21 protein-coding genes are annotated in these 22,903 nt (G+C 70.0%); 16 read left to right on the plus strand and 5 right to left on the minus strand.

Going from position 1 to position 22,903, the window contains the following annotated elements; genetic code table 11:
• The first annotated feature begins 40 nt into the window (after positions 1 to 40).
• From ABD658_RS04625 to ABD658_RS04640, 4 genes are all read left to right on the plus strand, one after another.
• The gene (locus tag ABD658_RS04625) at positions 41 to 1,093 is read left to right on the plus strand and encodes an ABC transporter ATP-binding protein (protein ID WP_344684567.1); all 1,053 of its coding nucleotides are present in this window, start codon (positions 41 to 43) and stop codon (positions 1,091 to 1,093) included.
• A 1-nt stretch (position 1,094) separates the two neighbouring features.
• Positions 1,095 to 2,018 (plus strand): ABC transporter permease subunit, encoded by a 924-nt coding sequence (locus ABD658_RS04630; RefSeq protein WP_344684570.1) that lies wholly within the window; start codon positions 1,095 to 1,097, stop codon positions 2,016 to 2,018.
• Positions 2,019 to 2,065: 47 nt separating this feature from the next.
• The gene (locus ABD658_RS04635) at positions 2,066 to 3,463 is read left to right on the plus strand and encodes a sensor histidine kinase (RefSeq protein WP_344684572.1); all 1,398 of its coding nucleotides are present in this window, start codon (positions 2,066 to 2,068) and stop codon (positions 3,461 to 3,463) included.
• A 235-nt stretch (positions 3,464 to 3,698) separates the two neighbouring features.
• Positions 3,699 to 4,439 (plus strand): LuxR C-terminal-related transcriptional regulator, encoded by a 741-nt coding sequence (locus tag ABD658_RS04640; RefSeq protein ID WP_344684574.1) that lies wholly within the window; start codon positions 3,699 to 3,701, stop codon positions 4,437 to 4,439.
• Positions 4,440 to 4,446: 7 nt separating this feature from the next.
• On the opposite strand, the gene ABD658_RS04645 is transcribed toward ABD658_RS04640, so the two are convergent.
• Positions 4,447 to 5,700: a metal-dependent hydrolase family protein gene (locus ABD658_RS04645; RefSeq protein ID WP_344684576.1), complete on the minus strand. Its 1,254-nt coding sequence runs from the start codon at positions 5,698 to 5,700 to the stop codon at positions 4,447 to 4,449.
• A gap of 3 nt (positions 5,701 to 5,703) precedes the next feature.
• Positions 5,704 to 7,179 carry a sodium:solute symporter family protein gene (locus ABD658_RS04650; protein ID WP_344684578.1) on the minus strand — a complete coding sequence of 492 codons (1,476 nt, stop codon included), beginning with the start codon at positions 7,177 to 7,179 and terminating at the stop codon, positions 5,704 to 5,706.
• Positions 7,180 to 7,298: 119 nt separating this feature from the next.
• Here ABD658_RS04650 and ABD658_RS04655 point away from each other — a divergent pair, with 119 nt between their 5' ends.
• The 6 genes from ABD658_RS04655 to ABD658_RS04680 all read left to right on the plus strand — a co-directional run bounded on the left by ABD658_RS04655 (position 7,299) and on the right by ABD658_RS04680 (position 13,186).
• Positions 7,299 to 8,645 (plus strand): M18 family aminopeptidase, encoded by a 1,347-nt coding sequence (locus ABD658_RS04655; RefSeq protein ID WP_344684580.1) that lies wholly within the window; start codon positions 7,299 to 7,301, stop codon positions 8,643 to 8,645.
• Between the two features lie 217 nt (positions 8,646 to 8,862).
• Positions 8,863 to 9,162, plus strand: coding sequence for a 30S ribosomal protein S6 (rpsF, locus tag ABD658_RS04660; RefSeq protein WP_070158535.1), 300 nt, complete (start codon positions 8,863 to 8,865; stop codon positions 9,160 to 9,162).
• A gap of 63 nt (positions 9,163 to 9,225) precedes the next feature.
• Positions 9,226 to 9,822, plus strand: coding sequence for a single-stranded DNA-binding protein (locus ABD658_RS04665; RefSeq protein ID WP_085437900.1), 597 nt, complete (start codon positions 9,226 to 9,228; stop codon positions 9,820 to 9,822).
• A gap of 78 nt (positions 9,823 to 9,900) precedes the next feature.
• Complete coding sequence (gene rpsR / locus ABD658_RS04670) at positions 9,901 to 10,140, plus strand: 30S ribosomal protein S18 (protein ID WP_070159044.1); 240 nt, start codon at positions 9,901 to 9,903, stop codon at positions 10,138 to 10,140.
• Between the two features lie 33 nt (positions 10,141 to 10,173).
• Entirely contained in the window at positions 10,174 to 10,626 is a 453-nt protein-coding gene (gene rplI / locus ABD658_RS04675; protein ID WP_344684584.1) for a 50S ribosomal protein L9, read from the plus strand.
• Positions 10,627 to 12,052: 1,426 nt separating this feature from the next.
• Positions 12,053 to 13,186, plus strand: coding sequence for an LLM class flavin-dependent oxidoreductase (locus ABD658_RS04680; protein WP_344684586.1), 1,134 nt, complete (start codon positions 12,053 to 12,055; stop codon positions 13,184 to 13,186).
• A 14-nt stretch (positions 13,187 to 13,200) separates the two neighbouring features.
• Here ABD658_RS04680 and ABD658_RS04685 read toward each other — a convergent pair whose 3' ends face one another.
• Positions 13,201 to 14,586 (minus strand): hypothetical protein, encoded by a 1,386-nt coding sequence (locus tag ABD658_RS04685; RefSeq protein WP_344684588.1) that lies wholly within the window; start codon positions 14,584 to 14,586, stop codon positions 13,201 to 13,203.
• A gap of 101 nt (positions 14,587 to 14,687) precedes the next feature.
• On the opposite strand from ABD658_RS04685, the gene ABD658_RS04690 reads away from it, so the two are divergent.
• Positions 14,688 to 15,578, plus strand: a complete 891-nt coding sequence (locus tag ABD658_RS04690; protein WP_344684590.1) for an alpha/beta fold hydrolase — start codon at positions 14,688 to 14,690, stop codon at positions 15,576 to 15,578.
• Between the two features lie 84 nt (positions 15,579 to 15,662).
• On the plus strand, positions 15,663 to 17,012 hold the full coding sequence (gene dnaB, locus ABD658_RS04695; protein WP_311025674.1) for a replicative DNA helicase: 1,350 nt from the start codon (positions 15,663 to 15,665) through the stop codon (positions 17,010 to 17,012).
• 276 nt (positions 17,013 to 17,288) lie between these two features.
• On the opposite strand, the gene ABD658_RS04700 is transcribed toward dnaB, so the two are convergent.
• Entirely contained in the window at positions 17,289 to 18,044 is a 756-nt protein-coding gene (locus ABD658_RS04700) for a hypothetical protein (protein WP_344684594.1), read from the minus strand.
• A gap of 81 nt (positions 18,045 to 18,125) precedes the next feature.
• On the opposite strand from ABD658_RS04700, the gene ABD658_RS04705 reads away from it, so the two are divergent.
• Positions 18,126 to 18,470 (plus strand): PLD nuclease N-terminal domain-containing protein, encoded by a 345-nt coding sequence (locus ABD658_RS04705; protein WP_344684596.1) that lies wholly within the window; start codon positions 18,126 to 18,128, stop codon positions 18,468 to 18,470.
• 6 nt (positions 18,471 to 18,476) lie between these two features.
• Here ABD658_RS04705 and ABD658_RS04710 read toward each other — a convergent pair whose 3' ends face one another.
• Positions 18,477 to 19,433 (minus strand): SDR family oxidoreductase, encoded by a 957-nt coding sequence (locus ABD658_RS04710; protein ID WP_344684598.1) that lies wholly within the window; start codon positions 19,431 to 19,433, stop codon positions 18,477 to 18,479.
• A gap of 131 nt (positions 19,434 to 19,564) precedes the next feature.
• Between ABD658_RS04710 and ABD658_RS04715 the strand changes: the two genes are divergently transcribed.
• The 3 genes from ABD658_RS04715 (at position 19,565) to fdhA (ending at position 22,828) form a co-directional block, all read left to right on the plus strand.
• Positions 19,565 to 20,578: a helix-turn-helix transcriptional regulator gene (locus ABD658_RS04715; protein ID WP_344684600.1), complete on the plus strand. Its 1,014-nt coding sequence runs from the start codon at positions 19,565 to 19,567 to the stop codon at positions 20,576 to 20,578.
• A 24-nt stretch (positions 20,579 to 20,602) separates the two neighbouring features.
• Complete coding sequence (locus tag ABD658_RS04720; protein WP_344684602.1) at positions 20,603 to 21,514, plus strand: HAD family hydrolase; 912 nt, start codon at positions 20,603 to 20,605, stop codon at positions 21,512 to 21,514.
• Between the two features lie 99 nt (positions 21,515 to 21,613).
• Positions 21,614 to 22,828, plus strand: a complete 1,215-nt coding sequence (gene fdhA, locus ABD658_RS04725) for a formaldehyde dehydrogenase, glutathione-independent (RefSeq protein WP_070158503.1) — start codon at positions 21,614 to 21,616, stop codon at positions 22,826 to 22,828.
• Positions 22,829 to 22,903 lie beyond the last annotated feature (75 nt).

Genomic DNA, 22,903 nt, shown 5'->3' on the forward strand with positions numbered 1-22,903 from the left:
AGCGTGAGGGACACCATCACCACCATCAGGGAGGGTCCCGATGATCACCGCCGAGGCGCTGACCAAGGTGTACCGGGCCGGACGGTCCGGACCTCACCGGGCCGTGGACGGCATCAGCTTCACCGCCGAGCCCGGCCGGGTCACGGGATTCCTGGGCCCCAACGGTGCGGGGAAGACCACCACCATGCGCCTGGCCATGGGGTTGGACCGTCCCACCTCGGGCAGCATCACCGTCAACGGCCTCCCCGTCGGACGGCATGCCGCCCCGCTGCGCCAGGTCGGCGCGGTGCTCGACGCCGGCGCCACTCACCCCGGTCGCACGGGTCGCCAGCATCTGCGAGTGCTGGCCAGCACCCACGGGATCGCCCGACGCCGTGTGGACGAGGTCATCGAGATGACCGGACTGGGCTCGGTGGCCGACCGTCGGGTGAAGGGCTACTCCCTGGGGATGAACCAGCGTCTCGGCATCGGTGCCGCGCTGCTGGGTGACCCCGCCACCCTGATCTTCGACGAGCCCGTCAACGGGCTCGACCCCGAAGGGGTGCGCTGGGTCCGGCAGCTCGCCCGGCAGCTCGCCGCCGAGGGCCGCACTGTGCTGCTGTCCTCCCACCTGATGTCGGAGATGTCGCAGACCGCCGACCACCTGATCGTGCTCGGCCGGGGCCGCATTCTGGCTGACATGCCCCTGGCGGACTTCATCGACGCCGCCGGCGGGACCAGGGTGCTGGTGCGCAGCGAAGACGCCACTGAGCTGATGACGGCGCTCTCGGCGGAGGATGTCACCGTCACCGCCCATGACGCCGAGACCTTCGAGGTCGTCGGGCTCGACGCGCGGACCATCGGCCGGCGCGCCCGCGAGATCAGCGCGGCGCTGCATGAGCTCACCCCGCTGCGCACCTCCCTGGAGGAGTCCTACCTCCGGCTGACCCACGATGCCGTGGAGCACCGCAGCGGCGGCCTCACCCCCTCCAAGCCGGCCGCCGCAAGCCCGGGCGCCACGAATGCGGCCGGCACAGTCCCGGCCCTCACAAGCCCGGCCCTCACCGGTCCCGCGACGGCGGACCGAACCGCCGAGCAGGACGGAGAGCACTGACGTGACCCCGGAGACCTCCGCCGCCGCCCAGAACCCACGTCTCAACACCGCCAACGGCACGGCCCCGCGGCCCACCCGGCGGCAGCACGACGTCGATCCCTCTCTGAAGGGCCTCAGCCTCCTCCGGGTGCTGAGCTCCGAGCTGCAGAAGATCCTCACGATGCGGGCGGCCTGGTGGCTCGGCGCCGGAGCCTTGCTGCTCGTGCTGCTCTTCGCCTGGATCTCCGCCGTCAGCCTCAGCAGCATGCTCCGCTGGCAGCAGGAGGACCCGCTCTCCGCCCCTCCCGAGCGGGTTATGCGCGACATGGCCCTCGAGACCCCGTTGACCGGTCTGGCCTTCGCCGCCATCCTGGTCGGCTGCATCGGCGTCATCGCCATCACCTCGGAGCACGCGACAGGTTCTCTGCGCTCCTCGTTGACCGCCGTGCCGCGCCGAACCATGCTCTACACGGCCAAGGGCCTCGCCGTGGCCCTGGTGCTCGGCGCCCTCACGGCGGTGCTGATCTTTGGAATTCTGCTGATCGCCGTGCCCACCGCGGCCACCCACGGGTTGGCCCCGGACCTCACCGCCGGCGAGACCTGGCATCGGCTGATCACCCACTGGGTCGGCGTCGTGCTGGCCGGGCTCATCGGTTTCGGACTGGGTGCGGTGCTGCGCAGCACCGCCGGAGGGATCGTCAGCCTGGCGATCCTGCTGTTCGTGCTCCCGATGTCCCTGGAGATCCTCTTGGCGATGGCCGGGGACTCCGCGTTGATCGAGGTCCTGCACCGGTGGCAGTTCGCGAACCTGATGAGCAGCTTCACCGTGCCCGTCCCGCAGCTCTCCGACCAGATGAGCACCCTGACCGCGGGCCTGGGGATGGTGGCCTGGACGGCGGCGGCGACGGTCGCCGGCGGCCTGCTGTTCCGGCGTCGTGATGCTTGAGGCACAGGCACCCTGTGCCGACTGCATGGACGCGTAGGCTCGAGACCATGAGCACGACGCCGCCGGAGACGCCCGCCGAGCAGCCCCCCGGGTGGCAGGACCTCGGCCTGGTCCGCCGCCGGGGGATGCGCGGCTGGTTTCGACGCCACCCCCGGACGATGAACGTCGTCGTCTCCGCGATCTACCTGCTGTTCTCGGCCTGGACCCTGCCCAGCGCGTTCATCGACATGGGCGCGCACGGCTGGTGGGTGGGTGTGGTCCAGGTGATCATCGCCGTCGTCCTGCTGTTCCGCCACCGGTGGCCGCTGGGGACCGCCGCGGTGGTGATGCTCGGCGAGGCGGCCGGGGTCTTCGTCTACCCCTGGCAGGGCTCCCAGATGCTGGGCCTGTGCTTCGTCGTGTACTGCATCGGCCTGCACCGGGGACTGACCTGGGGCCTCGGTGTCGGGCTGCCCGCCACCCTGGCGGCCTACCTCCCTCTGCTGCGGGTGGACGCCTGGCTGGACCGCTATGAGTTCAACTACTGGGAGGAGGTCTTCGGCGTCTACTCCTCCCCGCAGGAGTCTCTCGTGCCGCTGGTGATCATCATGGTGCTCTCCGCAGGGATCGCCGCGGGCATCGGAGCCGCGGTGCGTCGCGGACGCAGCCATGAGCGGGAGATCCTCGAGTGGGCCGGTCACACCCGTCAGCTGGCGCAGGTCGCCGAGCGCAACCGGATCGCCCGGGAGATGCATGACGTGGTGGCCCATTCGTTGTCGGTGATGATCTCGCTGGCCGACGGCGCCCGGGTGGTGGTCCGCCGGGACCCCGAGCGGGCCGCCGAGGTCCTCCACGAGGTGTCCAGCACCGGCCGCACCGCCCTGGCGGACATGCGCCGGGTCATCGGGGTCCTCAAGCAGGGCGACGGCGTGGATCAGGTGCTGCGTCCGGCGCAGGAGTCCCTGGAAGAGCTCTACGAGGGCTTCCGGCAGGCGGGACTCCCCCTGACGGTCACCATGCAGGGCCCGCCGCTGCCCGACGACGCCGCCTTCGGACTCACGGTGCACCGGATCATCCAGGAGTCGCTGACCAATGTGCTGCGCTATGGTCGGCAGGTCAGCGCGGTGGAGGTCCGGATCGAGCACCAGCCGGGCCGCACCGCCGAGGAGGTCGAGGAGCTGCGCGCCCAGGGTCTGGACGAGCAGGAGCAGGCGGCGTTGGGGATGAGCAGCGCCGGGCAGGTGGTCCTCACCATCACCGACGACGGCCTCTCCCCGGAGGTGGGCCACCGGGCCCCCTCGGTGGGTTCGGGCCAGGGGGTGAGAGGGATGAACGAACGGGCGGCCTTCTACAACGGGTCCGTCTATGCGGGGCCCGGCCGGCATCGTGGATGGATGGTCCGCGCGGTGCTGGAGCCGCCGCCGAGCTCCTCGACGCCGTCATGGGCGTCCGGCGAGTCCGGCTGAGGAGACTGGACGGACGGGCCGTCGCCGTGGGGGAATGACCGTGATGAGGGGCGCCGCGGACAAGCGGCGCGGAGAACGAGGGGCATTGAGGATGAGGAGCAGGATGGATCAGCACGCTGACGCGCTCGAGCAGGCCGCCGAGCGGACCGGGCCGGTGCGGGTGATGCTGGTGGACGACCAGCACCTGCTGCGGATGGGCTTCCGGCTCATCCTGGAGGGCTAGGAGGACCTGGAGGTGGTCGCGGAGGCCGCGGACGGCGTCGAGGCCTTGGAGCTGATGCGCACCCTGCCGGAGGAGCAGCTCCCGCAGGTGGTCCTGATGGATGTGCGCATGCCGCGCATGGACGGCATCGAGGCCACCGGACGGATCGTCTCCGACCACCCCTGCGCCCGAGTGATCATCCTGACCACCTTCGACCTGGACGAGTACGCCTTCTCCGGGCTGCAGGCCGGCGCCAGCGCCTTCCTGCTCAAGGACGTCGCCCCGGAGGACCTGGTGGGCGCCGTGCGGGTGGTGGCCGAAGGCGACGCCGTCGTCGCGCCCCGCATCACCCAGCGGCTGCTGGAGACCTACGTGCGCCGGCCTGCTGGGTCCGACGACGGCTCACCGGCCGCGTCCCAGCAGGGGCCGGCTTCCCCGCTCGCCGCCTCGTCGAACGCGGCTCCCCAGCAGTCCGGCACCCAGCAGTCCGCCACTCAGCAGTCCGGGGGTGGGCAGTCCGGCGGTGAGCGACCCACCGGCGAGCAGATCGCCGCGGCCCTCGACGACGGCGTGGTGCGCGAGCCGCTCACCCAGCGCGAGACCGAGGTGCTCTTCGCCGTCGCGGAAGGGCTGTCCAACGCGGAGATCGCCGGTCGGTTCTTCCTCTCCGAGGCCACGGTGAAGACCCACGTGCGCCGCATCCTCACCAAGCTGCAGCTGCGCGACCGGGTCCAGGCCGTGGTCTACGCGTACCAGACCGGCCTGGTGGGCTGAGTCCGGCTCAGGGCAGCGAGGAGGTGACGAGCCGGCCGGCCTGCACCACCGCTCGCAGGTGACGGTCCGGGTCGGCGAGCACGCCCGGGTCCTGCAGGGGGTCCCCGTCGACCACCAGCAGGTCGGCGGCCGCACCGGGAGCCAGGACGCCCAGGCGCCCTTCGGCGTTCAGCAGGCGGGCCGCCGTCTCGGTGGCGGAGAGCAGCACGTCCCGGGCCGGCATCACCTCCCCACGGATGCGGAACTCCGCGCACTGATGGGGATGCATCGCCCCCAGCAGGTCCGTGCCGAAGACGACGTCCACACCGCCGCGCCACGCCCTCTCCAAGGCACGCAGACCCGCCTCGAGGACGACGTCGATCTTCTCCTGGCTCGCCGGCGGAAGCCCTGCCGCGGCGCCCTCGGCCTTCAGCCGGTCGTAGGTCACCAGCGTGGGCACCAGGAAGGCGGAATGGGCTCGGAAGAGCTCCACGGACTCGTCGTCGATGAGGTTGCCGTGTTCGATGCTGCGCACGCCCAGCCGCAGCCCGCGGTTCACGGCGCGCGCGGTGTAGGCGTGCCCGGCCACATAGCGGTTCGCGGCCTCGGCCTCCTCCACCACGGCCGTGATCTCGGAGTCGCTGAACTGCAGGGAGTCCACCCGGTCGGTGGGGGAGGCCACGCCTCCGGAGAGCATGATCTTCACGTGGTGGGCTCCGGTGCGGAGCTGGTGGCGGGCCGCACGGCGGACCTCCGCCTCGCCGTCGCAGACCAGCCCGATGTCGCAGCAGGTGTCGTCCGAGGCGAAACGGCTGGGAGCGCGTCCGTCGCCGTGTCCCCCGGTGGGTGACAGGGCCCGGCCGCCGAACACCACCCGGGGACCTTCCCAGAGCCCTTCGGCCACGGCACGGCTGACGCCGTGGTCGGCCCCGCCGACGTCGCGGACCGTGGTGAAGCCGCGCCGCAGCATGGAGCGCATGATCTGCGACCCTCGGGCGCCCACGTAGAACGGCGACTCCTCCGCCTGGCGGAACAGGTCGGCGGTGCCGGCCAGCACGTGCACGTGGGCGTCGATGAGGCCGGGGATGACGATGCGGCCCCCGGCGGAGACCTCCCGAGCGTCGGAGGGCAGGTCCGGGGCGGAGCCGATGTCCTGGATGAGTCCCTCGGCCAGCACCAGCGTCTGGTTCTCCGTCAGGGACCCGGCCGCTACGTCGGCCACGGTGGCGTCACGGATGACCAGCGGGGTCGATCCGGGAGCGGCGGCGGGAAGATCGGTCATCGGTCAGGGCTCCTTGCGGGTGGACGGGTCGGTGGTGCCGGAGTCAGGGGCGTCGGGGCCAGAGCCGCCGGGTTCGGCGTCGGCCAGCTCATCCGGCAGGGCCTCCGCGCGCGGCGTGGTCACGAGGCTGACCACCACCAGGGCGACGACGGCGGCCGGCAGCGAGACGATGACGGCGTTGAGCTCGCTGTCGGCCAGCTGCTCCCAGCCGATGGTGACCAGCACTCCGAGCCCCATGGAGGTCAGCACCGCGGGTGTGGTGGCCCGCCGCCAGAAGAAGGCCGCCATCAGTGGGGGCACCAGAGCCACGCCGTAGACGGTGTAGGAGTACATCTGCAGCTCCAGCACGGTGGGGAAGAACGTCCCCAGCACGTAGGCCAGCACGGCGATCACCAAGATGGTGAGCCGGTGGGTCACGATCCGACGCCGGTCCGAGAGCTCGCCGCGGGAGAAGCGGGCGAAGCCGTCGTAGACGATGTTGCTGCCCACGGAGAGCAGGAAGCTGGATCCGGTGGTGATGATGAATGCCAGCGCGCTGGCGAGGATGAGCCCGCCCAGCACGGTCGGCATGAGCCCCGCCGAGGCGAGCCCGAGGACCGCGTCGCCCGGGTCGCCGTCGGGCAGCAGCGTGATCGCCGCGGTGGCCAGGACGATCACGGGGAAGTAGATCAGGAAGGAGGCGAAGAACATGCCCGCCATGGCGTGCCGGGCCGCGGCCGGATCCTTGGAGGCACCCAGCCGCTGATACATGTTCTGATCGGCGATGATGAGCAGGAAGGTCGGCAGGAAGTAGCCCAGCAGCGCCAGGGCACTCAGCCCGCCGGAGAACGTGGTGGCGTCCTCGGGCAGGTTCTCCCACCAGCCGGTGAAGCCGTCGGTGTGCCCCAGCACCAGGGGCACGGCGATGAGCAGCCCGGTGACGATGATGGCCGCGGAGAAGAAGTCGGACCAGGCCACGGACTTCAGCCCGCCGCCGAGCGCCAGGAAGGTGATGATCAACGTGGCGATGGTCGCGCCCTGGCCGGGCGTCAGCCCGGTCACCAGAGCGATGATGCTGCCGCCGCCGGTGAACTGATAGGCCACGATCCCGATGTAGGCCAGGATGGTGATCGCCGCGGCGAGCATCCGCACCGAGATCCCGAAGCGCATCTCCAGGATCTGCGGCACCGTGTAGGACCCGGAGACCCGGATCCGGCGGGCCAGCACGTAGAGCACCAGGATGCCCAGCGGGGTGCCCGCGAAGAAGATCAGGGAGGCCAGCGGGCCGTAGCTGTAGACGAAGCTGGCTCCGCCGATGATGGTTCCGGAGCCGACCCAGGTGGCCACCAGCGTCCCCACCATGACCACCGTCGGCAGCTGGCGCCCCGCGAAGATGAAGTCATCCCCGGTGGAGATCTTCTTGGATCGGCTGAACCAGATGCCGGTGGCGATGAGGCCCAGCAGGTACAGGATCAGGATGCTCACGTGGACCAGGTTCACGGCCCCTCCTCAGCAGTGGTCGTCGTCACTGCCGACTGTAGGCGAGCATTTCTGGCGAAGGGCACAGCACACGCCCCGGTGGTCGGACAGGTTTCCCGACCCAACAGTAGGATGAGGTCATGCCTGAGACCTCCCCCACCCCGCAGACCACCGCCCTCACCGGCGACGCGCTCCTCGACGACCTCGCCGGCTACGTGACCGCCTCGCCGTCGTCGTATCACGCCGCCGTGACGGCGGCCCGGCGCCTGGTGCAGGCGGGATTCACCCAGCTCGGCGAGCACCAGGACTGGCCCGCCGCCCCCGGCCGGTACGTGGTGGTCCGCGACGGCGCGGTGCTGGCCTGGGTGGTCCCGGAGGGGGCGGACGCCACCACGCCGCTGCGCATCCTGGGTGCGCACACCGACTCCCCGGGGTTCAAGCTGAAGCCGAAGTCCACCGTGGTCAGCCACGGCTGGGTGCAGGCCGGCATGGAGGTCTACGGGGGCCCGCTGCTGAACTCCTGGCTGGACCGGGAGCTGCGCTTGGCAGGCCGGCTCGTCACCCGCGACGGCGCCACCCATCTGGCCGCCACGGGCCCGGTGGCGCGCATCCCGCAGCTGGCCATCCACCTGGATCGGAAGGTCAATGACGGGCTCACGCTCGGCAGGCAGGAGCACACCGCTCCGATCCTGGGTCTGGCCGGCTCGCCGGAGGGCGCCGCGGCGGCGGACGTGCTGGCCGTGGTGGCCGAGGCCGCAGGCGTCGCGGCGGATGAGGTCGACGGCTACGACGTCGTCGTCGCCGACGCCCAGGCACCGGCGCGTTTCGGCGCCGGGCGCGACGGGGCCGGGGAGTTCTTCGCCTCCGGCCGGCTGGACAACCTCTCGTCCGTCCACGCCGGGCTCGTCGCGCTGGAGCAGGTGGCGTCCTCCGCCGACGGCGGCGCGGTGATCCCGATGCTCGCGGCCTTCGACCATGAGGAGCTGGGATCCGCCTCCCGCTCCGGCGCCGCGGGTCCGTTCCTGGAGGAGGTCCTGGACCGCGTCTACGAAGGGCTGGGCGCGAGCGCGGGCCAGCGGGCCCGAGCATTCGCCGCCTCTTGGCACCTGTCCTCGGACGCCGGTCATGCGGTGCACCCGAACTATGCGGAGCGTCACGACCCGGCCAACCGCCCGCTGCCCAACGGGGGTCCGCTGCTGAAGATCAACGCCAATCAGCGCTACACCACCGACGCCCCGGGGGCGGCCATGTGGGCGCAGGTGTGCCGGGCCGCGGACATCCCCAGCCAGGAGTTCGTCTCCCACAACGACGTCCCCTGCGGCTCGACGATCGGCCCCATCACCGCCACGCGGCTGGGGCTCCGCACCGTCGACGTCGGGATCCCGCTGCTGTCCATGCACTCGGCCCGGGAGATGTGCGGGATCGACGACGTCGCTCACCTGCGTGACGCGGCGGCGGCCTTCTTCACGGCCGAGCTGACGGTGTGAACGCGGCCGTTCCTCCTGTCGGAGGGGTCGGTTAGTGTCGGAGACGCAAAGCCGGTAGCATAGGGCAGGTTGTCTGACGCTGGTTCAGTGTGCCCGCCTGCGGGTCGACGCCGGGACTCCCGGTCGTCGGAACTGGGCCGCGCAGATACGCACGATGCAATGAACCTCCTGTTACGGAAAGCCCGTGACCGCAAGACCGAAGGAGGTGGGTTCACACATGCGTCACTACGAACTGATGGTGCTCGTCGACCCCGAGGTTGATGAGCGCACTGTGGAGCCGACTCTCGGCAAGTACATGGAGATCGTCAAGAAGGACGGCGGCTCCGTGGAGGAGATCGACGTCTGGGGACGTCGTCGCCTGGCCTACGAGATCAAGAAGAAGAACGAGGCGATCTACGCCGTCGTGAACTTCCACTCCACGCCCGACTCGGCTGCCGAGCTCGACCGACTGCTGCGCCTGAACGAGACGATCATGCGCACCAAGATCATCCGCCCCGAGGACCAGCGCATCGCCTGATCCTCCGGTGGACGGGCCGTCAGGCCCGAACCCTGTCAGGCATGAACCCAGGAGGAGCTGTACATGGCCGGCGAGACCATCATCACTGTTGTCGGGAACCTGACCGCTGACCCGGAGCTGCGCTTCACCCCCTCGGGTGCGGCCGTGTCGAACTTCGTCATCGCGTCCACGCCCCGGTTCTTCGACCGTCAGGCGAACGAGTGGAAGGACGGAGAGACTCTCTTCGTCCGCTGCTCGCTGTGGCGTGAGGCGGCCGAGAATGCGGCCGAGTCGCTGACCAAGGGCACCCGGGTGATCGCCCAGGGTCGCCTGAAGGCACGCTCCTTCGAGACCAAGGAGGGCGAGCGTCGCACCTCCTGGGAGCTCGACGTCGACGAGATCGGTCCGTCGCTGCGCTTCGCCACGGCGAGCGTGCAGCGTCAGGGCCGCGGTGGCGGCGGCGGAGGATTCAACGGCGGCGGCGGCGGCGGCTTCGGCGGCGGTGCTGCGGCAGGTGCCGGCTTCGGCGGAGGGGGAGACTCCTTCGGCGGTGGCGGCGGCGGCCAGCAGAGCTCCGGCGGCTGGGGCGGCGACTCCGGCGGCGGCTCCTCCGACCCGTGGGGCGGACAGCCCTCCGGCGGCGGCTGGGACACTCCTGACACCAACGAGCCTCCCTTCTGAGGAAGGCCCACCACATAATCCTGTTCACCATCCCGCAGGAAGCACCTGCGGGCTCCGATCTAGAGAAGGAGCACCACGATGGCAAAGGCTGAACTCAAGAAGCCCAAGCCCAAGGCGAACCCGCTGAAGGCTGCTGACATCAAGGTCATCGACTACAAGGACACCGCCCTGCTGCGGAAGTTCATCTCCGACCGAGGCAAGATCCGTGCTCGCCGCGTGACCGGCGTGTCCGTCCAGGAGCAGCGCAAGATCGCCCAGGCGATCAAGAATGCTCGTGAGATGGCTCTGCTGCCGTACTCCGGCGCGGGTCGCGGCTGATCCAGGCTGTCTGGGAAGGAAAGGAACACACCAATGGCAAAGCTCATCCTGACGCAGGAAGTGTCCGGTCTGGGTGCCGCGGGCGACATCGTCGAGGTCAAGGACGGCTACGCGCGCAACTACCTGCTGCCGCGTGGCTACGCGCTGACGTGGACCAAGGGCGGCGAGAAGGACGTGGAGCGTATCCGCGCCGCTCGCAAGGCTCGCGAGATCGCCACCGTCGAGGAGGCGCAGGCGATCGCTGAGAAGCTGCAGGCGCAGCCGGTGAAGATCGGCGTGAAGACCGGGGAGTCCGGTCGCCTGTTCGGCACCGTGGGTGCCGCGCAGATCGCCGAGGCCGTCGAGGCCGCCGGTCTGGGCTCCATCGACAAGCGCACCGTCGAGATCCCCGAGCGGATCAAGGCCGTGGGCAGCTACTCCGCCACGGTGAAGCTGCACGCTGACGTCACCGCCGCGCTCGACCTGCAGGTCGTCGCCGCCAAGTGACCCACGCAGTCCGCGTCGGGCCTCACTGAGGCTCCGGCTGCGGACACCGCATCACCACAGGGCCCCGGGAGAACATCCTCCCGGGGCCCTGTGGTGTGTCCGCGGCCTGTGGTGTGTCTGGGCCCGTGGTATGTCTGGGGTGGGGTCACGCGAGCCTGGGGGGCGCGCCGATCACAGGGTGTTCGGATCGAGGGGTGTACGGATCGAGGGGTCATTCTCCGGCACATCTCGCATCGCTTGCGCGCGGCGGATTCTATGAGTCGTTGCACCAGCTGACCATCAGCTGGTGCAACGACTCATAGAATCCGCCCGCGTCACCCAGGGTGACATGCACGGGAAAGTGACTCCTGGATGGGCAGCACGCGGGATTTTGGCCGGCTGGACGCGCAGAGCAACCGGGGATGCGAGGAGTGGGGGCGGGGCGCCTGGTGTGATGGCGCGCTCACGGGGGCGAGCTGATCGGATCGCCGGGTCCGGCAGAATCACGACGACGGCGAGGTCGACCTCCGGTGCCGCCCGGCCGCCTGTGGCGGGCCGTGGGGCAGGTCCGGTCGCCTCCGCGCCGTGATTCCCTTCCCTGCGCCGGTCTCCCGGCGATCCGATGCAGTTCTCGCCCGATCCCTGGACGGTGCGACACGGATCCGGCGGACGTCGCCGTCGTCGTCGCCCGCGTGCGGTCCGCGCAGGGCCGTCATGCGGCAGACCGCCCGTGGGCGGCCTCCGTCGTCCACTCGCATGATGACATTGCTGCCGTCATCACCGGACCCGCTCGACAGAGGAGTCCATGCTGGTCGGTCGGGCTGTGGTGAACCCGAGCCGGCCGCGAAGCTGTTCCCGGCCCGATGCTCGAATCCGATCAGGTCGGCCGATCAGCAGGTGGGCGGATGCGCGCCGACGGAGCCAGCCAATACCCGCCCTGCGAGTGGGGGACGCCTCACACCATATGGCGACTTCTCGTCAGTAGCAATACCCCGATCGGACAAGCCTGTGGATAAAGTGTGGAGTGTGCGGCGTGTCTTGTGAACAACCTGGGGGGAACTCTGTGGATACTTTTCCACAGCTGGTGCCAGTCGCGCTTTGACCTGCGGTGATGTAGCGACACACCTGTGAATTCAACTCTTTTTGAGAGCGGTCTTACCGCCGCTTCCAGGGCTTGTGGTGCGGCCGCATCAGGGTGTATAAGCCTCTCTGCGTCGGGTTTTCCACAAGGATTCCACAGCATGGCGGGCCTTCGCGGGATGGTGGGTGAGATACCTGCACGTCAGGGGCATCTGGTGTTCAGGCCCTCCTGGCCTGTCGCCTGGGGGAGGTGTCCTGGAATAGCGTGGGAGGCGGAGGCGTTGCCGCCCGTGAACAGATTCAATTTTGAAATAACGGCGGACGGGCTCCTTCCACCCGTGGCCTTCCAGACCCCCTAGGAGCGGACATGCAGTTCGGCGTCTTCAGCATCGGCGATGTCACCCCCGACCCCACCACCGGACGCGCGCCCACCGAGCATGAGCGAATCAAGGCCACGGTCGCCATCGCGCGGAAGGCCGAGGAGGTCGGGCTCGACGTGTTCGCCATCGGCCAGCACCACAATCCGCCCTTCGTGGCCCCGGCGAACCCGCCGATCTTCATGGCGCACGTCGCTGCGCAGACCGAACGCATCCTGCTCTCCACGGCCACCACGCTGATCACCACCACGGACCCGGTGCGGATCGCCGAGGACTATGCGTACGTCCAGCATCTGGCCGACGGGAGAATCGACCTCACGTTGGGTCGGGGCAACACCGGCCCCGTCTACCCCTGGTTCGGCAAGGACATCCGCGCCGGCATCCCGCTGGCTGTGGAGAACTACGCGCTGCTGCACCGCCTGTGGCGGGAGGCCGCCGTCGACTGGCAGGGCCGCTACCGCACCCCGTTGGAGGGCTTCACGGCCACGCCTCGCCCGCTCGACGACGTCGCACCCTTCGTGTGGCACGGCTCCATCCGGAGCCCGGAGATCGCTGAGCAGGCCGCCTACTACGGCGACGGCTTCTTCCACAACAACATCTTCTGGAACAAGGAGCACACCGGGCGGATGGTGGACCTCTACCGGGAGCGGTACGAGCACTACGGCCACGGATCTGCCGAGCAGGCCATCGTGGGCCTGGGCGGCCAGGTGTTCATGCGCCGGAACTCCCAGGATGCCGTCCGGGAGTTCCGGCCCTACTTCGACAACGCGCCGGTCTACGGCGGCGGACCCTCGCTGGAGGAGTTCACCGAGATGACCCCGTTGACCGTGGGCACCCCGGAGCAGGTCATCGAGAAGACCCTGAGCTTCCGAGAGTATGCAGGCGACTACCAGCGTCAGCTGTTCCTCATCGACCACGCGGGACTGCCGCTGGAGACCGTGCTGGAGCAGGTCGAGATGCTCGGTGAGGAGGTTGTGCCTGTGCTGCGTCGCGAGGTGGCGGCCCGGACTCCCCAGGGCACGCCCGAGCCGCCCACGCATGCCTCGCTGGTCCGGCGTCGGGAGGAGGGGCGAGACCCCATCCCCGGCGGCAGGAAGGACGACGCCGAGGCCTCCGGCAGCTGAAAGAGCGGCTGGCTTCAGGCCGTCTCGCGCAGTCGGGTCTCGAGCGCGTCCAGCCAGGCCGGCATCGTCACCCGGGCCTCAGGAGTGTCGGGGTAGCGGCACCGCAGGTGCAGCCCGGTCTCGTTGATCACGAACCAGATCATGACCCCGTCGGTGCTGATCACCGCGCTCACATGCTGGGGACGCAGAGCCTCGTCGACGGCGATCGGCAGTCTGCGGTGGTCCAGCCAGGACATGGCGAACATCCCTGGCTCGGCCGGCATGCCGCCGTAGGGCCGCATGATCGGGGCCAGCGGCTGGCTGCCCAGCCCGATGGCCTCCTTCACGGCTCGGTGGCTCGCCTCCAGGGAGGGGTCGTCGTTCTCCAGCACCGCGTTGGTGATGAACCAGCCCACGGAGTCGAACCAGCGCCGCTCATCCCGGGAGTGCACCGGGAACACGGTACGCAGCGGCTGGTCCCCCAGCTCGGCGAACAGCGCGGTCATCACCGAGACCGCCACAGCGATCAGACGCACTCCGTGGGCGATGGCGTGGGCCTCCAGGCGGGCCAGCTGGGCGGGGTCCAGGACGTCCCGGACCTCCACCACTTCGGGCTGGGGAAGGGACAGGTCGCCCAGCGGCAGGGGGAAGCGGGGCATGACGCCTCCTCCGGCGTCGAGGATCTCCCGCCACCGTTCCACCAGCGGCTCCGGTGGCGCGGGCCGCGCCTCCAGGGCTGCGGTGTGGGCGGCGAAGGGCTCCGCGGCAGGCAGGGTCGCCCCGGGTGGCCGGCCCGTCTGCAGGTCCCTCAGGCACGTGGTGAGATCCCGGATGATGACCAGCAGCGACCAGGCGTCCACATGGGAATGATCGGCGCCGATGATCACCTGAGGTGGGGAGCCGTCCTCCGGCTCGAGCAGGCACAGACGGTGCGACGGTGCGGCGAACGGGTCGCAGACGGCGTCGAAATGGGCGCGCAGCGCCTGGCGCACCTCCTCAGCGGTGAGGACGCCGTCGTCCGGGGCGGTCGGGCCGGCCGGGGCGACGTCGGCGCTCCCCGCACGCAGGCTGATCTCGGCGACCGGGCGTGCGTGGACCGGGGCCAGCTGCTCCCAGCCACCGGGACCGATGCGCACCGGGTTCAGCCGCAGCCCGGCGTCCGCCCAGCTGAAGGTGGTGCGCAGGGTGCCATGACGTTCGATGACGGCATGCCATGCCGCCGCGACCTCGTCCCGGCTCGACGGATGCTCCAGGGAGAACGCCGCGGCCATCCAGGAGCCGGGACGGGACCCGAAGCTGACATGGCGGTTCTGATCGAAGGAGACCGGCAGGGGTGAGCCCTCGGGGGCGGAGACCGTCACCGAGTAGCTGGAGAGCCTCCCCGGACGGGTGTCCATCCGGGCGACGTTGGTCAGCCGCATAGGCGTAGTCTAGAGGGACATCCCTCCGCCCGGGACCCCTTGACGGGGACCGAGCGGGGACGCATGCCGGCAGGCGAGGACAGCGAGGTGAGGCAGGAGCAGTGGGCACATTCCGGACCGACGGTGCGTCCCTCAGCTACGACCTCAGCGCCCCCGAGCCCACAGACGCGGGGACCTTCGTCCAGCTCCACGGCCTGACCTCCTGCGGCTCCCGCGAGCAGCGGGCCGGCCTCGACATGGCCGGCCGCCTCCAGGGAATGCGCGTGCTGCGCTACGACGCCCGGGGCCACGGCTCCTCCACCGGCCGTGACCGCGCGGAGGACTACCGGTGGCCGCGTCTGGCCGAGGATCTGCTGGCCCTGCTGGACGCTCTGGCTCCCGGGGAGCAGGTCCACGCCGCCGGCCCCTCGATGGGAGCGGCCACGCTGCTCCACGCCGCGCTGGCCGACCCGGACCGCTTCGCGACCCTGACCCTGCTGGTCCCGCCCACCGCCTGGCAGACCCGTGCTGCCCAAGCGGAGAACTACCGGCGCTCCGCCCAGCTGGTGGAGGACCACGGGATCGGTGCCTTCGTGCGGATCGGTGCCCAGGTGCTGCCCCCGCCGGCTCTGGCCGACCGGCCTCGCGAACGGGTGCCCGCGGTCAGCCAGGAGCTGCTGCCCGCGATCTTCCGCGGCGCCGCGCTCACAGATCTTCCGGCGGCCGATCAGATCGCCCGGCTGCAGATCCCCACCCAGATCCTCGCCTGGGAGGACGACCCCTCCCACCCGGTCACCACCGCAGAGGAGCTGCACCGGCTCATCGACGGCTCGACCCTGGGCGTCGCCGCCACCCCGGAGGATCTGGCCACGTGGCCGGGGCGCACGGCCGCCCATGTGGAGGCCCATCCGGCCCGTCCTGCCCCTCCGGACTGCGGTCTCCGCGGCCGTGAGCAGGGGCGCTCGGAGCTGTCAGCTCGGGGTGAGAAGATGGTCTCTGCCGAGCCACGCTGACCCGCGTCGCCCGACGCCGGCACGGCCCGCCACCGCGGAGTCCGCGCCACCCGAGAACCACCCCCACGGAGGAGCACGGTGAGCCTGGAAGCCTATGACGCCCCACCGGCCGCGGAGTCCCGCACTCCGCCGCAGGACCTCGTCGCCGAACAGTCGGTGCTGGGCGGCATGATGCTCTCGAAGGACGCGATCGCCGACGTCGTCGAGATCCTCAAGGGCCCGGACTTCTACCGACCGGCCCATGAGCTCATCTATGACGCGATCGTGGACCTCTACGGACGCGGGGAGCCTGCCGACGTGGTCACCATCTCCGACCACCTCACCAAACGCCAGGAGCTGCAGCGTGTGGGTGGGCCGGCCTACCTGCACAACCTGGCGCAGTCGGTCCCGACGGCGGCGAATGCGGCCTTCTATGCGGAGATCGTCCATGAGCGGGCGATCCTGCGTCGCCTGGTGGAGGCCGGCACCAAGATCGCCCAGATGGGACACACCGCCGACGGCGAGGTCGAGGCCATCGTCAATGCGGCCCAGTCGGAGATCTACAACGTTGCGGAGAACCGGCAGAGCGAGGACTACGTGGCCCTGGCCGATGTGCTGGTGCCGACGATCGATGAGATCGAGACCAACGCCAGCCACGACGGCGGCCTGACCGGCATCCCCACGGGGTTCCGGGATCTGGATGATCTCACCCATGGGTTCCACGGCGGGCAGATGATCATCGTCGCCGCACGTCCCGCCATGGGTAAGTCCACCCTGGCCCTGGACTTCGCCCGCGCCGCCTCGGTGGGGCACGGGATGACCTCGGCGTTCTTCTCCCTGGAGATGGGGCGCAATGAGATCGCCATGCGTCTGCTCTCCGCCGAGGCGAAGATCCAGTTCCAGGACCTGCGCAAGGGCGACATCCGGGAGGACGACTGGGACAAGATGTCCCTGGCGGTGGACAAGCTCAACGAGGTGCCGCTGTTCATCGACGACTCCCCGAACATGTCCCTGATGGAGATCCGGGCCAAGGCGCGGCGGCTGAAGCAGCGGCACAACCTGAAGCTGATCGTGCTGGACTATCTGCAGCTGCTCAGCTCGGGCAAGCGGGTGGAGTCCCGCCAGCAGGAGGTCAGCGAGTTCTCCCGAACCCTGAAGCTGCTGGCCAAGGAGCTCGATGTGCCGATCATCGCGCTCTCCCAGCTGAACCGAGGCTCCGAGCAGCGCACGGACAAGCGCCCCCAGGTCTCCGACCTGCGTGAGTCCGGCTCCATCGAGCAGGACGCGGACATGGTGCTGCTGCTGCACCGTGAAGAGGTCTATGACAAGGAGTCCCCGCGCGCCGGCGAGGCGGACATCATCGTCGCGAAGAACCGTAACGGCCCCACCCGGGACATCGTGGTCGCCTTCCAGGGTCACTATGCCCGCTTCCAGGACATGGCGCAGGACATCTGAGGTCGTGGGCCAGCTGGAGGGAGGATCACGGCCGGCGACGGAGTCCTGCCGACCGGCGGAGTCATCACAGGGTTCACGGCGAACCATGCTCCGATGGGCCGGTAGAGCCACCACCTCCTAGTCCACAGGGGCACGAGCAGCAGGGGCGTGCTGATCAGCCGGGACCAGGCGCTGACGGGGTGGGCGTGTCGACGGAACACACGCGTGGAGAGGTCATCCGCGGGCGTCATAGGACCAGCGTGGCATCTGGGGCTCTTCGGGCCTAGGACGCCCGGCTCACTCCGTGGGAGGCCGGCTCGTGTTCTCCAGCAGCGGGGCGACCAGCTGAGCGACGGTGATGCCGCGACGCTGGGCCTCCGCATGCAGGGCGGCGATCGTCTGTGGGTCGACGCCGGTCGGCTGCGCCGGTGTCTGCGGCGCCGTCGTCGGGGGCTCCGGCGCTCCGGGTGCCGCCCGACGGCGCAGCGACGAGAGCAGGGGTGTGACCACTCCGGCGAGCACCGCCAGGATCAGCACGATCCCGTAGAGCCGGCCGAAGGTCTCGCTCTCCCACGTCTCCGACCAGATCAGGACCAGGGTCAGGGCCGTGGCCAGCGCGATGAGTCCGGCCGCCGCACCGAGCATCCAGCGGATCACCGCGTCCCGATAGGAGGCCATCGTCAGCATGAGGCACAGGAAGCTGGCAGCGACGGTCAGCGTGACTCCGGTGAGCAGCACCTCGTAGGCGTCCCAGATCCAGCTGCTCTCCGACCAGACCATCACCAGGGACCACAGCATGCTGAGTGCCGCCACGAGGGCGCCGACGACCCCGACCAGCCGTTCGGGACGCCCGAAGATGGCCGCGCAGCACAGCATGGCCAGACTGTAGAGGCCCACCACCACCGTGGACAGCAGCACTCTGCCGCCGGTGTCGTCGAGGCTGAGCCCGAGCAGCGCCAGGATGCCGGCCCCGGCGGCGAGCGTGAACGAGACGATCATCGACCAGAGGAAGACCCTCCGGGCGACCTGAGCCGGATTCTTCGGAGTCGTCATGGCGGACCCTTTCCCGCAGCGGTGCAATGCCTGGAGCATAGCCGGATCGGTCTGCCAGGGGAGCACTAGGCTAGAGGGACCATGGAACACGGATTGTCCATCCTGCTGCTGGCAGTCCAGGACGCGGCCTCCAGTGCGCCGGCCCCTTGGTGGTTGCGGTGGGGTCTGCTGGTGGCCGGGGCGCTGGCGCTGGCGGCCCTCATGGTGCTGGTCCAGACCCGGCATCGTGCGCCGTACGGTGCGGTGTGGGCGCTGGTCATCCTCCTCGTGCCGGTCCTGGGGCCTCTGACGTACCTCATCCTGGAGACGGTCCGGCACCGGAGACAGGGGTACCGGGCATCGCGGGGGAGCGCCGAACGCCTGGCGGCCGAGGAGCCGGACGACGACGGGCCCACACCTGGGCCCGGCTGGGGCGCCGATCGCTGAGCTTGCTCACCGATACGCGCTGACGTCGAGCTCCTCGACTGGGGTGTCCTCCATGGCGGTGATGAAGCTCCAGGCGTCGGGCCGAGAGCCGTCCACATCAGTGAGGTCATAGTGCTGCGCCAACTCGAAGGAGCTGGTGGAGCGGGTGTTCCACCGGGCCCGGTCGGGATCGGCGGCCAGGGCGGTGATGCCGCGGGCGAGCATGGCGGGGGTCTCGGAGATCACGAACTCATAAGGCGGGACCACGCCGCTCGTGCCACGGTTCGCCTCCGCGACGGAGCGCCAGGTCTCCTCGGTGACGTCGAAGTGGTCCAGCATCATCTCCGAACGCAGCCACCCGGGCGATACCGATACCGCGGTGCCGCCGTGGGCGCCCAGCTCGTGGCCCTGCGCGTAGGCGAGCCGGTCCACGCCGGTCTTGGCCAGGTCCAGGAACACCGTCTCCCGGTAGTGGGCGGCGTTGTACGCGCGGGTCCCATCGGTCACCTCCACGACCAGCCCGCCGGGGTTTCGGATGAGCAGCTCCAGGGCGCAGGCGCTGGTGTTCAGATGGGTCAGCAGCGCGGTGTCGAGCAGGCGCCGGCCGGCGTCGAGGTCGTACTCCCACAGCGGGGTGCCGAACTGCACGTAGGCCTCCCCGCCGATGTCATTGATCAGGATGTCCAGCCGGCCCTGCTCCGCGTCGATCCGCGCCACCAGGGCCTCGACGGCGTCCACGTCGAGATGGTCGACGACGATCGCGTGCGCCGTCCCACCCTCGGCGGTGATCAGCTGCGCGGTCTCCTCGATGGTCTCGGGGCGCCCGTAGTCCGATGGCACTCCCGCTGTGGAGCGTCCCGTGCAATACACGACGGCGCCGGCTCGCCCGAGCTCTCGGGCGATGGCCCGGCCGGCCCCGCGGGTGGCGCCGGCGACCAGGGCGATGCGTCCGGTCAGGTCTGGAGCGGTCTGCGATGCGGTCATGGAGTCCTCCTCAGTGTGCTGTGCTGCGGCGGGGTGTGCCGCGTCTGCGGACGGGGCGTCAGCATGATCATCTCCTCCATTGACGACACCTGATGTCGCCAATGAGCAGGATCACTGCGTAGGCTCAGCTCATGCGCACCTCCCGACTGGTGGCCCTGCTGCTGGAGCTGACCCGCCTGCGGCGCACCACGGTGACAGAGCTGGCCGAGCGCCACGGCGTCTCCGCCCGCACCATCCAACGGGACCTCGCCGCCCTGCAGGAGATGGGCGTACCGGTATGGACCCGCACCGGGCCCGCCGGGGGAGTGGGGCTCGTGGAGGGCTGGCGCTCCCCGCTGACCGGGATGCTCGCCGCCGAGCTGCAGGCCCTGCTGCTCGGAGAGACAGGATCCCGGGAGCTGGGCCTGGAGGCCGATTACCAGGCCGCCCGGATGAAGATGCTCGCAGCCCCCGGGGCCGAGGCCCGGCAGCACGCCGCAGTGGCCGAGCGCTTCCACGTGGACCACGGCCGGTGGTTCCACGAGCCCGAACGCCCCGCCGCGCTCGCCGAGGTGGCTCAGGCGGTCTGGTCCGGTCAGCGGATCAGCATCCGGTACACCCGCTCCGATCCGTCAGCGGCGCCTGTGAGCCGACTCCTGGACCCCCTGGGCCTGGTGCTCAAGACCGACCGCTGGTACCTGGTGGCCGCGCACCGGCGCTCCGTGCGGACCTACCGACTCTCCAGGATCGAATCGGTGACCCGGCATCAGGAGTCCGCCTGGCGCCCACCGGACTTCTCTCTGGCCGAGCATTGGCGACAGAGCCGTGCCCAGTTCGAAGCCTCCGTGGTGAGCCTGCCGGTCCGGCTGCGGATCCCCGTCGCCTCGGCCGACGCCCTGCGGGCCGCTCTGTCCGGCACCGGGATCGACGCCGCCATCGATGTGGCCATCGACGCCGCATCCGCAGCGGCGCGACAGCTCAGGCAGGAGCCGGCGCCGCAGCCTGACCACCTCGACATCTCGCTGCTCACCGAATCCCTGGGCATCGTGAGCACCCAGCTGCTGGCTGTGCCGGGCGTGGAGGTCATCGAACCCGCTGAGCTGCGGGAGGCGCTGGCCGCGCGTGGCCGGGATCTGGTGGCCCGCAACGCACCGCACGAGCGCTGAAGGGTCCACGATAGGATCACGGCTGTGACCACCCCACCCCGCTCCGCCGCCCAGCCCGCCTACCAGACAGTCGAGCAGACAGCCATCGAGGCTCCCCGGCTGGTCGCCTTCGACATCGACGGGACCCTGCTGAGCTCCTCCAAGACGCCCCAGCCGGGGACGCTGCGGGCGCTCGACGGGCTGCGCGCCGCCGGGACGCGCATCATGCTTGCCTCCGGCCGGCCGATCCCCGGACTGCGGGCGCTTGCCGAGCGGCACGGCCTCGGTGAGGACCTGATCCTCGCCGGGCTCAACGGTTCGGTGATCGTCGATCAGGCCACCGGCGCCACCCTGGCCCGGCGTCCCGTCCCGACCGAGCTGGCCGGTGATCTCATCGCCACCGGCATCCGGCACGGCGTGCTGCTGATGCTCCCGCACGACGACGAGCTGATCGTGGCCGACGACGGCCACCCGCAGGCCGCCCATGAGGCCGGCGGCAACGGGCTGACCCTGAGGGTCGTCGACGACATCACCTCCCCGGGCATCGAGCCCACCAAGATCCTCTACTGCGCGGAACGTCCGGTCCTCGAATCCCTGGAGGCGGAGCTGCGGTCCGACTACGGGGAGCAGATCGAGCTGACCTACTCCTCACCGATCTACATGGAGGCCACCGCGGCCGGCGTCGACAAGTCCACGGCCATCCTCGACTGGTGCCGGGCCGAAGGGATCGACGCCGCGGCGACCGTCGCCTTCGGGGACAACGGCAACGATGTCACTATGCTGCGCGCGGCCGGGCTCGGTGTGGCCATGGGCAACGCGATCCCCGAGGCGCAGGAGGCCGCCGACGTCGTGACCTCCAGCAACGACGACGAAGGCATCGCCCGGGTGCTCTCCCGGTGGGTGGACGTGGGGGAGTTGGAGCCGGCCACATCCTTCAGACACGGGTCCGTCTGCTGAGACGGAGCGTGAGCTGTTGTCAGACGCATTCTGCAGTCTGCATGGTGTGCGGGTGGAGTGTGATCCACCTCACCTATCTCGCCCATCAGGAGTTCCACCATGAGTTCGAACAGAGTCGTCGTGTACAAGTCCCCCGGAGAGGTCGCCGTCGAGTCCATCGACTTCCCCTCCCTGGAGGTCCCTCAGGAGGTGGCGGACCACTTCGGGATCACGAAGAAGGCGCCCCACGCCGCCATCCTGAAGATCGTCACCACCAACATCTGCGGATCCGACCAGCACATGGTCCGCGGACGCACCACCGCACCCCAGGGTCAGACCCTGGGGCACGAGATCACCGGAGAAGTCGTGGAGACCGGGGAGGATGTGCTCTTCCTCCGTGAGGGAGACATCTGCTCGGTGCCCTTCAACATCGCCTGCGGGCGGTGTCGCATGTGCGACGAGGGCAAGACCGGCATCTGCCTCAACGTGAACCCCGCCCGCGCCGGCGCCGCCTACGGCTATGTGGACATGGGCGGCTGGATCGGCGGGCAGGCGGAGTACGTCATGATCCCCTATGCGGACTTCAACCTGCTGAAGTTCCCGGACCGTGACCAGGCGCTGGAGAAGATCCTGGACCTCACCATGCTCTCTGACATCTTCCCCACCGGCTATCACGGTGCCTACACGGCCGGTGTCACCACCGGATCCACCGTCTATGTGGCCGGGGCCGGACCCGTGGGGCTGGCCGCCGCGCACTCGGCCCAGCTGCTGGGCGCCTCCGTGGTCATGGTCGGGGACATGAACAAGGACCGCCTCGCCCAGGCCGAGAGCTTCGGCTGCGTGGGCATCGACCTGACCGCCGAGGGGGAGCTGACGGAGATGATCGCCGAGATCGTCGGCGACCCGGAGGTCGACGCCGCCGTGGATGCCGTCGGCTTCGAAGCCCGTGGTCACGGGGAAGGCGCCGGGGAGGCTCCCGCCACCGTGCTCAACGACTGCATGACCGTCGCCCGCGCCGGGGCCGGGATCGGGATCCCCGGACTGTATGTCACCGGTGATCCTGGGGCTGTGGACGACGCCGCCAAGGAGGGCACCCTCGGTGTCCGCCTGGGGCTCGGCTGGGCGAAGTCGCACTCCTTCGCCACCGGTCAGTGCCCGGTGAAGCAGTACAACCGGAAGCTGATGAACCTGATCCTCCACGATCGGGCGCAGATCGCGCAGGCGGTGAGCGCCACCACCATCAGTCTGGATGACGCACCACGCGGCTACCAGGAGTTCGACGACGGCGCGGCCCGCAAGTTCGTCATCGATCCCCACGGGATGGTGCCAGCCTGAGCCTGCGACGACCTGTGAAGCGCTGTGGCGGCCTGTCGAGGAGGACGGGCCGCCCCAGCCCGGACCTGACGGAGG

Origin of the sequence: Nesterenkonia aethiopica (genome assembly GCF_039534665.1) — a bacterium.
Taxonomy (GTDB): Bacteria; Actinomycetota; Actinomycetes; order Actinomycetales; family Micrococcaceae; genus Nesterenkonia; species Nesterenkonia aethiopica.